Below are 12835 nucleotides of genomic sequence, written 5' to 3'. Positions count from 1 at the left end.
TAGCTAATTTGGGACGGGGCTATTTTAGCTACCCTTTGACTGACGGCGAATAAGCCAGGGTCGGAATACATCTCAACCGACATATGAGGGGTAGCTAAAATAGCCCCGTCCCAAATTAGCTACCCTGTGTGGATTGGAGGAAGTGATGGCGCAGGGGACGTTTGTGCAGGCGCTCCGGAAAGAGGCGGCGCTGAGCGGCACCTTTATGAAGGGGCGTTCGCTCATGCTCAACGGCGCCGTGCTGTCGATCGAGGACAGCGGCTCGCGCTTCTCCAAAAACGTGACGGTTGAGGGTGCAGTGCGCGGCTCGCGCGGCGACCTGTACAAGACGCACGTGGCGCTCGACATGGACGAGCACGAGGTGATCGACTACGACTGCGATTGCCCCGCTGCCTATCGCTACCCCGGCATGTGCAAGCACGCCATCGCCACGGCGCTTGCGTATCTGGACGCAAGCGGCATTGAGCCCGTCGAGGGCCTGCGCACGCCGGTCCGCACGTTTACGGCGGCGCCTAAGCAAGCCGCGCGTCCTGCGTCTGCCGCACCGGCGGTCAACCCTAACTTTCCCTTCCCGGCGCCCGTCCCCACGAGCCCGAGCCTCATGAAGGCGCTCTCCGATCTTTCGGACGCGCGCATGGATGAGTTGGCGGGCATGCGCCGCAAGCTCGCCGGCACTGTCGACCCCGATGCCCCCAAGGCGGTGTTGGAGCCCTCGCTGGTACCGTACTACAATCCGCTGTTTGCCGACCGCTTTAGCTGGGCGCTCGAGCTTCGCATCCGCTGCGGCTCGGTATCCTACGTGGTCAAGGACATCGACGGCATGGCCGCCGCCTACGTGCGCGGCGGCACGTTCTCGTACGGCAAAAAGCTCACATTCCTCCATACACCTGAGGCCTTCGACGAGGTTTCGGTGCGTCTACTCGACCTTGTTGTGGCAACGGTTGTGTATCTGAGCGACATCACAAGTTCGCGTTCGGCGTCGTACGATTTTGCACGCAGCGGCTTTGTCGCCGAGCGCCAGCTGCCGCTGTCCGAGCATGACATCGTATACATGCTGGACCTGCTGCGTGGCCGGACCATTTCCTTTGAGCCCGCCTGGTCGCGGGGAACGACGACGCATCGTTCCTACGAGGTGGCGGTTGAGTTGTTGCCGGTGGGGGAGGACGAGGCCTCGGCAAAACAACCGCCACTCCTTGCCGCCAAGATCGCGCCGGCGGCCGGTGGCAGCTACGACCTGCGCCTGCCGGCCGATACGTACTGCTTTGTCGCAGGCGACGCGGCCTATCTGGTCGACACGCACCGCGCGCGCCGCGCCGATGCAGCGTTTGCTCAGCATGCCGCACCGTTTCTGTCGCGTCTGCTGCCTTGTCGCACGCCGGTCCATATCGCCGCCGAACAGGTGGGCGAATTCTGCCGCATGGCACTGCCCGTGCTGCGCGAATACACTGACCTCACCGCTCCCGCCGTGCTCGACACCGTGGCGCCCGAGCCGAGCTTTGCCATGGCAATCGGTGTCGACGACGGGCTCGTGACCTGCAAGATTACGGTTGCCTACGGTGATTGGTCGGCAGATCTCTTTAGCCTGGGTGCTCCGGGAAGCCCCTTCGAAGAACAGCGCCCGGGCGTGCCGCCGCGCGACGAGATAGCAGAGTTTCGCGTTATGGACACGGCGGCCCTGTATTTCGACTTTTACGAGGGCGGCCTGGCGTTTGAGGAGCGCGACGACGAGAGCCTGTTCTGCTTGCTGACCGAGGGCCTGTCCGCCCTGTCCGAGCTGGGTGAGGTCATGCTCAGCGACCGTCTGCGCCAGATCTCGGTCCGCCCTGCGCCCAAGCTTTCGGTGCGTGCGACCGTCAAGAGCAATCTGCTCGATGTCGAGCTGGGTGCGAGCGGGCTTTCGGCCGCGGACCTTGCCGTCTATCTCGATTCGTACAAGCGTCACCAGACGTTTGCGCGTCTCACGTCCGGCGACATCATTCGCCTGGACGAGGGCGCCCGAGCCGCGTTTGGCCTCGCCGAGGACCTGGGTGTCGATGCCGTCGACCTGCTCGACGGCGTGTCGCTTCCCGCGTCGAGTACCCTATTCGTCGATAGCATGCTCGCGCGCACGCCCGCGCTCGAGGCCGATCGTGACGCCGCGTTCCGCCGCACCGTCGAGCGCTTGGATACGCTCGGCAAGATGGACTTTACGGTGCCGGTCTCGCTCAAGGCCACACTGCGCGGCTATCAGGTCGACGGATACCAGTGGCTCGGCTCGCTCGAACACCTGGGCCTTGGCGGCATCTTGGCCGACGACATGGGCCTGGGCAAAACGCTGCAGATGATCGCACATATCCTGGCGCGCGTGGAAGCGGGGGACGCCAAGCCCACGCTTGTGGTGTGCCCTGCGTCGCTTGTGTACAACTGGACCGCCGAGCTGGAGCGCTTTGCCCCGTCGCTCGATGTGTGCGCCATCGTGGGCGCCAAGGCGCAGCGTCGCGTGCAGATTGCCGGCGTTGCCGAGCATAACGTGGTCGTGACGTCGTATGACCTTATGCGGCGCGATATCGACGAGTACGTCGAGCAGGATTTTGCCCGCGTGGTGCTCGACGAGGCCCAGTACATTAAAAACCCGCTCACGCAGGTAGCGCGTGCCGCCAAGCGCCTGCCTGCCGGCGTGCGCTTTGCCTTGACGGGCACGCCCATCGAAAACCGCTTGTCCGAGCTCTGGAGCATCTTCGACTTTTTGATGCCGGGCCTGCTTGGCACGCGCGAGTCGTTTGCCAAGCGCTTCGAAAGCCCGGTCGAGCACGCCGAGGGCGACAGCGCCGCTCGTCTGCAGGCACTCGTGTCGCCGTTTGTACTGCGCCGTGTCAAGGAGGACGTGGTGGCCGATCTGCCCGAAAAGATCGAGGACACGGTCATGGCGCAGCTCACCGGCGAGCAGCGCAAGCTCTACCTGGCCAACCAGGACCGCATCGCCCAGCAGGTGCAGCACCGCGAGGCCGGGGAGTTTAAGAAGGACAAGCTCAAGGTACTTGCCGAGCTCACCAAGCTGCGCCAGATCTGCTGCGACCCGCGTCTGCACTACGAGGATTACAAGGCGGGGAGCGCCAAGCTCGATACGTGCATGGAGCTCGTGCACGGCGCACTCGACGGCGGACATCGCATCCTGTTGTTCAGCCAGTTTACGGGTATGCTCGATATTATCGGTAAGCGCCTGGCCAAGGAGGATATCGCCTTCCTTAAGCTCACGGGCGCATCGTCTAAAGAGAGCCGCGCCAAGATGGTCGCACAGTTCCAGGCGGGCGAGGTGCCGGTCTTTTTGATCTCGCTCAAGGCGGGCGGCGTGGGCCTTAACCTGACGGCGGCCGACGTGGTAATCCACTACGACCCGTGGTGGAACGTGGCGGCGCAGGACCAAGCGACTGACCGCGCGCATCGTATTGGCCAGCAACATACCGTGACCGTGTACAAGCTCATCGCCAAGGACACGATCGAGGAGCGCATTATGCAGATGCAGGAGTCCAAGCGCGACCTGGTCAACAGCGTGCTCGGCGGCGACGGCATCTCGTCGGCACTGTTCACGCGCGAGGATGTTCTGGCGCTGCTCGGCGGCGACGGGCGCTAGCCGCGCGCGGGGTGGGACTGCTGGAGTGGGCAGGACGGTCGACGCATTTTGGCCCGACCGCTTGCCTGGTCCGTTATGTGTTCATTTGCAATGCCGTGGATGGTTTGTCTGCCTTTGGGCATAAGAACCATCAAGAACATTGGCACATCAGCAAAGGAGAACATCATGGCGAAATTCTTTAAGGACCCCGACGGTAAGCTCATCGCTGCCCTTGGCGACGACGTTGCGACCCCTGCCGGTTGCACGGAACTGACCGCAAACACTGAGGACGCGGCGCACGAGAAGCACGTGCCTGTTGTCGAGACCGAGCGCGACGGTCACGTGATTCGTGCACGCGTTGGCTCGGTCGAGCACCCCAGCCTGCCCGAACACTACATTGAGTGGATTGCGCTTGAGGCCGAGGGCCGCTTAGAGGTTCATTACCTTGAGCCCGGCATGAAACCCGCGACGTTTTTCGCGGGCGGCTCCAAGACCGGTACCGTCTATGCCTACTGCAACCTGCACGGGCTGTGGTCCGCGACATTCTAGGAGCGCGCCCCCGCTCGGGGTATCATAACTAGCATATGCACATGCAAGCGCCGGCTGCATTATGCGGCCGGCGCTTTTACTACGATTTCGATGGTTTACGACGGAAAGGGCTGGGCCATGAAGCTCGCGCTTGCACAGATCGATATGCGCCTGGGTGATATTGAGGGCATTTGCGGCCGCATCGAGGACCAGGCTCGTCTGGCCCACGAGCGCGGGGCGCGCGTGCTGTGCGTTCCGGCTCCGCTCTTTATGGGCGCCATGCCCGGTGGCCTGGTGGGCGCTGCCGACTTTGAGCACGACGTGCTTGCCGGTTTGACTGGTGTCGCCGAGCGTATCCAGGAGCTTGACATGATCTGCATCGTGCCCGCGGCGGTTTCGTTTGAGGGCCAGCCGCTGCTCGACTACATGATGCTCAAGGACGGTCATGTGGTGCCGGCGCGTTCGAGCATTGCCCTGCAGCGTGGCGAGAACAACGACACACGTTGGGCGCCGCCGGTGTTCGACGTGGACGGCGTGCGCATCGCCGTGATTTTTGACTTGGACCGCGAACTCGAGATGTTGCCGACCGGTGTTGACCTCATTGCGTATTTCCAATTCAACGCGTTTGACATGACCGACCGCGAGACTGCCGCCATTGCTGCCGTTCGCAGCGGCGCCTACCGCAAGATCGCATCCAAGCGCAGCGTGTGGTTTGCCTGCATGGCGCCGGTCGGTGCCTATGACGAGTCGGTGTATACCGGCGGTTCGTTTGTGCTCGACGACTGCGGTCGCGTGGTGGCCCAGGCGCCGTGCTTTGAGGAGAGCCTGCTGGTTCAGGAGATTCAGCGCGGCGTGATGCTCGATGCCCTGGAGGATCACGAACTGCCCGAGTTCCGTTCCGAGGAGTGGCTGTGGCAGGCGCTGGTGCTCGCCGTGCGCGACAACGCCCGAGCCCACGGTGCGTCGCGTGCTGTGGTGACACTCGAGGGTGACTTGCCGTCGTCCCTGCTGGCGGCGCTGGCCGTCGACGCTCTGGGCCCGCGCAATGTGATTGGCCTGGTGCTGGGGCGCAACCGTATCTTTACGCCGGCGCAGGAAGAGGCCGAGGCTGCCCGCTGTGCCGCCGTCCGCGCCATCGCCGAGCGTCTGCACATTCGCACCGTCGAGCGCGATGCACCGGATGCGGCGCGTGTGCTCGATCGCGACGTGTCGGCGGGCGATGCCGAGCGTCTGCGCTCGCGCACGTTGGGCCTCATGCTGGAGGACACGGCGCTCGAGCTGGGTGCGATGGCGCTGAGCCCGCTGTCCAAAACCGAGTACGCGCTGGCGGCGCCGGCGCTTTGCGGCGGCTACCAGGGCGATTACGCGCCCTTTGGCGATGTGTACCTGTCGACGCTTGAGTTTGTGGCGCGTGTGCGCAACCGCACGTCTGCCGTGGTGCCCCAAGAGCTCGTGACGCTCAACGCGGTGGAAGATTGTATGGAGCGCGTGCTGGCGCAAGCGCTCTCGACGCTCGACGGTCCGGTCGATATGCTCGACCGCGCGGCACAGCTGCTCGGCGGGCTTGAGCCGGGTGAGGTCGATGGCGCGCTCGAGGCGCACGTGGACCGCAATCGATCTTTCGACGACATCCCGATGGCCGCTGGCAAGCCTGAGGCTTGCTCGCTGCTGCTGATGCTCGTTCGACAGGGTGAGGCTGCCCGCCGCATGTTGCCGATGGCGCCGATCGTCTCGGCCCGTTCGTTTGCCGAGCGTGCCTGGCCGTATATGCTCGCGTGGTCCGACCTGGGGCTTAACGGCAAGGAGCGTATGACGGTCGATTCGCTGGCGCGCGCCGAGGTGCGCCGTTTTGCTGACGAGGATACGAGCGAGCGCGTGCGAAACGAGATGATGGGCGTGCTGGGCGAGCTACTGGGTATTTCGCCCGAGCAGATGGAGGAGCTGCGCTCTGAGGATGGCCAGCGTCGTTTGCATGAGGGTATGAAAAAGTTCGAGGGCGAGGTTCAGGACGCCATCGATAAGATGATGGGCGGTCAGGGCGGTCCGCAGGGTGGGCCCCAGGGTGGTCCGATGCCGCATCCGCCGGTGGATCCGAGGCAGTTCCCCTTTTTCTCGCAGAACTAACTATGGGATAGGATTCGCTCCCAGCCCCGATACTTCAACTAAGCATTTCGGCCCCGTTGTGTTATTCTAGAACAGACGTTCGTGAATGATGCGCGGGGCCTTGTCTTGCGCTGTGCTTGTGGCGAGGGGAGGTCGGCTTGGTCATTTTGGGTATCGACCCCGGTTTGGCCCATACGGGTTGGGGGATTATCGAGGAGCGGCGCGGCGAGGTTCGCTGCCGTGCCTACGGCTGCATCGAGACCAGTGCCGGAAGTCCGCTCGCGGTGCGCCTGTCGCATATCGCCCGCGACCTCAAGGGTGTCGTGGAGCGTTATCGACCCGATACCGCTGCTATCGAGAGCATTTACTTTGGTGCTAACGTTCGCTCGGCAATTCCTACGGCGCATGCCCGCGGGGCTGCACTCGTGGCGCTGTCGGAATGCGCGCTCGAGATTGGCGAATACACGCCCATGCAGATCAAGCAGGCTGTGGTGGGCACCGGCGCCGCGGACAAGCGGCAGGTCGCCTACATGGTACGCACGCTAACGCAGCTCGACCACGACCCGCATCCCGACCATGCCGCCGATGCCCTGGCTTGCGCCATCTGCCACGTAAACCTCAGCCGCACCCGCGCCCTTACCGGTGGCGAGTTCTATCAACAGAGAGGAACCGGATACTGATGATTTCCCAGCTCCACGGAACGCTTGTCGAGGCCACGATGAGCTCTGCTGTCGTCGATGTGTCGGGCGTTGGCTTTGAGCTCGGCATTTCGGGCAGCACTGCGGCCACGTTGCCGACGCCCGGTGGCGAGGTCCGCCTCTACACGCGTATGCAGGTGCGCGAGGACGCCATGACACTTTTCGGTTTTTCCTCAAAGGATGAGCGCACGATGTTCGACCGGCTCGTGTCCGTTTCGGGCGTTGGCCCGCGCCTGGCGCTTGCCGTGCTTTCCACCTATACCGTGGGGCAGCTGTATTCGCTGGTGATGGCCGAGGACGACAAGGGCATGGCCAAGGTACCCGGTGTGGGCAAAAAGACAGCTCAGCGCCTGATCCTGGAACTCAAGAGCACCTTTGCCAAGGATAAGGGCTTTGTGCCGGTCGACGTGATTCCCGGACAGGTTGCGATGCCCGTGCCCGCTGCCGCTCCCTCGGCGATCGATGATGCCCGTGCGGCGCTCCTTTCCATGGGCTTTAGCCCGCAGGAGACCGATGTTGCCCTGAGCGGGTATGATGGGCAGAATATGCGTGTCGAGGATCTGCTCGGCGCGGCGCTTAAGCGACTCGGAATGGATGCGTGATGTGGGAAGCCGATGACTCTCAGGACCTGTGGGCGACGCCCGGCAACTCGCCGGCGGCATCCATGGCGCACGGCGAGCGCATGGTGGGCTCGGAGCTGACGGCCGAGGACCTCGATGTCGACCGCACTTTGCGCCCCCAGCGCCTGGACGATTACTGTGGTCAGGAGCACATCAAGCAGAGCCTGCGCGTGTTGATCGAAGCGGCGCAGAGCCGTGGCGAGACGCTCGACCACGTGATCTTCTCGGGTCCTCCGGGCCTGGGCAAGACCACGCTGGCCACCGTTATCGCCAACGAGCTGGGCGCTCAGATCAAGACCACGAGTGGCCCTGCCATCGCGCGCACGGGTGACCTGGCGGCCATCCTTACTAACTTGCAGCCGGGTGATGTGCTGTTTATCGACGAGATCCACCGCCTCAACCGTTCGGTCGAGGAGGTCCTGTACCCCGCGATGGAGGACTTTGCCCTCGATATCGTGATTGGCAAGGGTCCGGCGGCGCGCTCGATTCGCCTGGATATTCCCAAGTTTACGCTGGTAGCGGCAACGACCCGCTCAGGCATGTTGACCGGCCCGTTGCGCGACCGCTTTGGCATTTCGTATCGCCTGGATTACTACACGGTCGAGGAGCTCGCGCAGATTGTGACGCGCTCGGCGACTATCCTGGGCGTGACGATCGACCATCCCAGTGCACTCGAGATCGGCTCGCGTTCGCGCGGCACGCCACGTCTTGCCAACCGCCTTCTCAAGCGCGTGCGCGATTACGCACAGGTGCGTGGCAGCGGCCCTATCGAGCTCGATATCTGCCGCCAGGCGCTCGAGTTTTTCGAGATCGACGAGCTCGGTCTGGACTGGATGGATATTCGTATCTTGGAGACGCTTGCCAAGACGTTCTCCGGCCGTGCTGTAGGCCTGACGACCCTTGCCAGTGCGGTGGGCGAGGACCCGGGCACGCTCGAGGATGTCTATGAGCCCTATTTGCTGCAGTGCGGGTTGATGATTCGTACGCCGCAGGGCCGTCAGGCAACCCTTCGCACCTTTGAGCACCTGGGGATTGAACCTACCGTTTAGGGCGCTTTGTTTTGGCGGGCTGTTGGACTATCGCTGGGCATCGGGTAAACATATCGCCGTTCATCGGTTATGGGCGTTTTACTATTGCGCGCCCGTGCTATGCTGAATTGGTCTTTTTCTCATTCGGTAACGAAAGGACCGCCCATGCCTACTGACATCGAAATCGCACGTTCTGTCACGCCACTGCCTATTACCGAGGTGGCCAAGAACGCCGGCGTCGACGTTAAGCACCTTATTCCGTACGGCTTCGACAAGGCTAAGGTCGACTATTCACTGCTCAACGAGCCGACTGATCACCAGGCCAAGCTCGTCCTCGTGACCGCTATCAACCCAACGCCCGCGGGCGAGGGCAAGACCACCACGACCATCGGTCTGGCCGACGGCCTGCGTCGTCGCGGCGTCAAGAGTGCCGTTGCCCTGCGCGAGCCTTCGCTCGGCCCCGTCTTTGGCGTTAAGGGCGGTGCTGCCGGCGGCGGCTGGGCTCAGGTCATCCCCATGGAGGATATCAACCTGCACTTTACCGGCGACTTCCACGCTATCGGTGCCGCCAATAACCTGCTGGCCGCCATGCTTGATAACCACATCCAGCAGGGCAATCAGCTCGGTATTGACGTTAAGCGCATCACTTGGAAGCGCGTCGTCGATATGAACGACCGTCAGCTGCGCCACGTCATCGACGGCATTGGCGGTAAGGCCCAGGGCGTGCCGCGCGAGGACGGCTTCGATATCACCGTCGCCTCCGAGGTCATGGCAATCCTGTGCCTGTCTACGAGCATCAGCGACCTCAAGGAACGCTTGGGTGAGATTGTCGTCGGCTATAGCTTTGCCGGCGAGCCCGTCCGTGCCCGCGACCTCAAGGCCCAGGGTGCCATGGCCGCGTTGCTTAAGGACGCGCTCAAGCCCAACCTGGTGCAAACGCTCGAGGGCACGCCCGCGTTTGTCCACGGCGGTCCCTTCGCCAATATCGCCCACGGCTGCAACTCCATCATGGCCACGCGTATGGCGATGCGCTTTGGTGATGTTGCCATTACCGAGGCCGGCTTCGGTGCCGATCTGGGTGCCGAGAAGTTCCTCGACATCAAGTGCCGCATGACGGGCGTTCGCCCCAGCGCCGTCGTGATCGTCGCTACCGCTCGTGCGCTTAAGTACAACGGTGGCGTCGCCAAGGCCGACCTCAACGAGGAGAACCTCGAAGCACTCAAGGCTGGCATGCCCAACCTGCTGCGTCACGTCGACAACATCCAGAACGTTTATGGTCTGCCCTGCGTGGTCGCCATCAACCGCTTCCCGACGGACACCGAGGCCGAGCTTGCGCTCATCGAGTCCGAGTGCCAGAAGCTCGGCGTCAGCGTTAAGCTTTCCGAGGTCTGGGCCAAGGGCGGCGAGGGCGCGCTCGACCTGGCCGATGAGGTCATGCGTCTGATTGAGCAGCCGAGCGAGCTCAAGTTTGCCTACGAGGACGGCGCCGATGTGGCCGACGCCCTCGAGGCCGTTGCCACCAAGGTCTACCGCGCCGACGGCGTCGACTTTACGCCGGCTGCCAAGCGCCAGCTCGCCGAGCTGCGCGAGAACGGCTTTGGCAACCTGCCGGTGTGCGTGGCCAAGACGCAGTACAGCTTTAGCGACAACGCCAAGGCGCTGGGCGCTCCCGAGGGCTTCCACATCACCGTGCGCGAGCTCAAGGTTTCCGCCGGTGCCCACTTTGTGGTCGCGCTGACCGGCAGCGTTCTGACCATGCCCGGCCTGCCCAAGGTTCCCGCGGCCGAGAACATCGACGTCGACAACGACGGCAACATCACCGGCCTGTTCTAAGCCTGCTGCTCATAGCCGCTTGCCCGCCCCGCCGTGCCCACAAGGCCCGGCGGGGCTTTTTGATCCTTAGGACCGCGCATGTCTTGTAGACACCGACGGACTCTGCCCATCATAGGCTTTTGCGCGGGTAGAATGCATGGATAACTTGAGACTCACGCGCGACGGAAAGGAATCGTTGCATGGATCAGGACAAGACAACCGTGATGGGCGGCTACGGTTCCGCGCAGGCTGGCGATAGCGCCGATGCGACCCGCGTTGTTCCCAACCCCGGTTATACCGACCCCGCCGCGACGCAGCCTTCTGCCGAGCCCACCCGGGTTATGGGCTATGGCGACACGGCGCAGGATTCTTACGCTGCATCTTCGCAAGGCCCCTATGGCAACGCAGCTCCGGATCCGTTTGATTACGCGCCGCAGGATTCTTATGCTGCCTCGACGCCGAATCCCTATGACAACCTGCCGCAAAATCCCATTCCGCAGCCTCAGCAGACGACGTATATGCCTCGCACGGCGCAGCCTCGCTACGAGTCGCGCGAGCCGTATCGCGAGTACCCCAAGTCGATTCCGCAATATGGCGAGGACGAGGAGAAGAAGCCGTCGCGTTCGTCGAGCGTGATCAAGAAGATCCTCATCGTGCTGGCGATTTTCTTTGCCTTGTCGGTCGTGTTCGCCATCGTGTCGGGCATGCTCAACAAGCGGGGCGCCACGACCGATGCCACGACCGAGCAGGCCGAGACCACCCAGTCTGCTGCCGTCGACCTGAGCGATATCCCGGGACAGTACTGGTCCAACGCCAAGAAGCTCCTCAAGTCACGCGGAGCCGACCTTTCGAACGCCGTGATCCTGACCGACGATGGCTCAACGCCCGTCATCGATTCCAACTGGGTTGTTACGAATGCCTACTATAACGACAACGGCAACCTGGAGATTCAGCTCACGCACAAGAACAGCTATGGCAACTCGTCCGGCGGCCAAAGCGGTACCGACAGCTCGAGCTCCAATACGCTGGAGGATTTGAGCAACAAGGCACAGGAGTTGGGAGACAAGGCACAAGAGCTGGGCGATACAGCCCAAAACCTCGGCGATACTGCTCAGAATCTGGGCGATATGGCTACCAATGCCTGGGACGCGCTGCAAAACGGCATCTCGGGCGCGCAGGGAAACTAGCTGTTAAGCAGGCTACAGTTGCTCGGCCGGACGGTCGGGCGAGCTAAAGCCCGAATCAAAGGTGACGACGCATGAGGCATCGGGTCGGCGCTCGTGCACGATGCGCGTGACGAGCCCCAGCAGCTCCTCGTCGGATATGTCAAAGCCGTCGGGACGCACCAGGTCAAACGAAACGAACCCGTCGTGCTCGTGCAGGTCGTGGATGGAGAGCGCGGGATCGATCTGCATGACGCCGCGCTTGACCCAGCCGCGCAAGTCATCGCCGGTTGTCGCGATGGGGTCGCAGTGCAGTGTGATACCAATGCCCATCTGGCGCTTGATGTCGTGCTCGATGGTGTCCAGAATCTCGTGGTGCTCAAACGCGTCGCCCTCGCCGGGCATCTCCACGTGGGCGCTGGCAAACTGACGACCGGGGCCGTAGTCGTGCACCATGAGGTCGTGTGTGCCCAAGACCTGCGGATAGGACATGATCTTGTCGCGGATTGCCTGGACGAGCTTGGGGTCGGGCGCTTGCCCCAGCAACGGGCTGATGGCGTCGCGCACCAGGCCCAGGCCGCTGATGCAGATGAAGATGCCTACACCCAGGCCTGCCCAGCCATCGAGATCAAAGCCGGTCGTCTGCGAAATAAGCGCCGCCACCAAGACCGAGCCCGAGGTGATGACGTCGTTTTTGGAGTCCTGCGCCGTGGCGATGAGCGTTTCGGAGTCGATGCGATCGCCCAGCGTGCGGTTGAACGCTGCCATCCAGAATTTGACGAGCATGGACAGAACAAGGGCAGCCATGGAGAGCGCCGAATACACGGTGGGCGAGGGCTTGATGATCTTGGTGACCGACTCGAGGATTAGGTTGATGCCGACGGCACAAACCAGGACGGCGACAAACAGACCAGCCAGGTACTCGTAGCGGCCGTGGCCGTAAGGGTGGCCCTCGTCTGCCGGGCGGCTGGCAAGGCGGAACCCGAGCAGGCTCACGATGTTGCTCGAGGCATCGGAGAGGTTGTTGAAAGCGTCGGCGATGAGGGAGACGGAACCGGCGAGCAGGCCCGCGATGCCCTTGGCCAGGCACAGGGTGATGTTGAGGCCAATGCAGATGAGGCTTGCGGCAAAACCCGCGTTGGTGCGGCAAGATGCATCGACCGGCTCGTCCTCGCCGCCGGGAACAAGCGTATGTACCAGCCGATTTACAAATAGCATAGCGGTCGTCCTCACAATCATGTTTAAGGGGATAGTGTAGCTCGCGCGGGGGCGCCGTGCACCGATGCTCAGAAAA

The 12835-nt window shown here is 62.9% G+C and carries 9 protein-coding genes; 8 read left to right on the top strand and 1 reads right to left on the bottom strand.

Going from position 1 to position 12835, the window contains the following annotated elements; genetic code table 11:
* The first annotated feature begins 145 nt into the window (after positions 1-145).
* From AAA069_RS01825 to AAA069_RS01790, 8 genes are all read left to right on the top strand, one after another.
* Entirely contained in the window at positions 146-3610 is a 3465-nt protein-coding gene (locus AAA069_RS01825) for a DEAD/DEAH box helicase (RefSeq protein WP_349127410.1), read from the top strand.
* Positions 3611-3775: 165 nt separating this feature from the next.
* Positions 3776-4138 (top strand): desulfoferrodoxin family protein, encoded by a 363-nt coding sequence (locus AAA069_RS01820; protein WP_055285739.1) that lies wholly within the window; start codon positions 3776-3778, stop codon positions 4136-4138.
* Between the two features lie 117 nt (positions 4139-4255).
* Complete coding sequence (locus AAA069_RS01815) at positions 4256-6241, top strand: hypothetical protein (protein WP_347478892.1); 1986 nt, start codon at positions 4256-4258, stop codon at positions 6239-6241.
* A 137-nt stretch (positions 6242-6378) separates the two neighbouring features.
* A complete protein-coding gene (gene ruvC / locus AAA069_RS01810; RefSeq protein ID WP_035137351.1) occupies positions 6379-6900 on the top strand; it encodes a crossover junction endodeoxyribonuclease RuvC in 522 nt (173 codons plus the stop codon).
* Complete coding sequence (gene ruvA, locus AAA069_RS01805) at positions 6900-7520, top strand: Holliday junction branch migration protein RuvA (RefSeq protein WP_055310211.1); 621 nt, start codon at positions 6900-6902, stop codon at positions 7518-7520. Before ruvC ends, ruvA begins: the two co-directional genes overlap by 1 nt.
* Positions 7520-8587 (top strand): Holliday junction branch migration DNA helicase RuvB, encoded by a 1068-nt coding sequence (gene ruvB / locus AAA069_RS01800; RefSeq protein WP_117769533.1) that lies wholly within the window; start codon positions 7520-7522, stop codon positions 8585-8587. Before ruvA ends, ruvB begins: the two co-directional genes overlap by 1 nt.
* Before the next feature lie 144 nt (positions 8588-8731).
* Complete coding sequence (locus tag AAA069_RS01795; protein WP_347483834.1) at positions 8732-10399, top strand: formate--tetrahydrofolate ligase; 1668 nt, start codon at positions 8732-8734, stop codon at positions 10397-10399.
* A 179-nt stretch (positions 10400-10578) separates the two neighbouring features.
* Positions 10579-11565, top strand: a complete 987-nt coding sequence (locus AAA069_RS01790) for a hypothetical protein (RefSeq protein WP_347478890.1) — start codon at positions 10579-10581, stop codon at positions 11563-11565.
* Between the two features lie 12 nt (positions 11566-11577).
* On the opposite strand, the gene AAA069_RS01785 is transcribed toward AAA069_RS01790, so the two are convergent.
* Positions 11578-12759, bottom strand: coding sequence for a cation diffusion facilitator family transporter (locus tag AAA069_RS01785; RefSeq protein WP_260699241.1), 1182 nt, complete (start codon positions 12757-12759; stop codon positions 11578-11580).
* Positions 12760-12835 lie beyond the last annotated feature (76 nt).

Source organism: Collinsella sp. CLA-SR-H006, from assembly GCF_040097075.1.
Classification (GTDB): Bacteria; Actinomycetota; Coriobacteriia; order Coriobacteriales; family Coriobacteriaceae; genus Collinsella.
The sequence above is the reverse complement of the archived record's forward strand: the minus strand, read 5'-3'. Positions and strand labels throughout refer to the sequence as shown.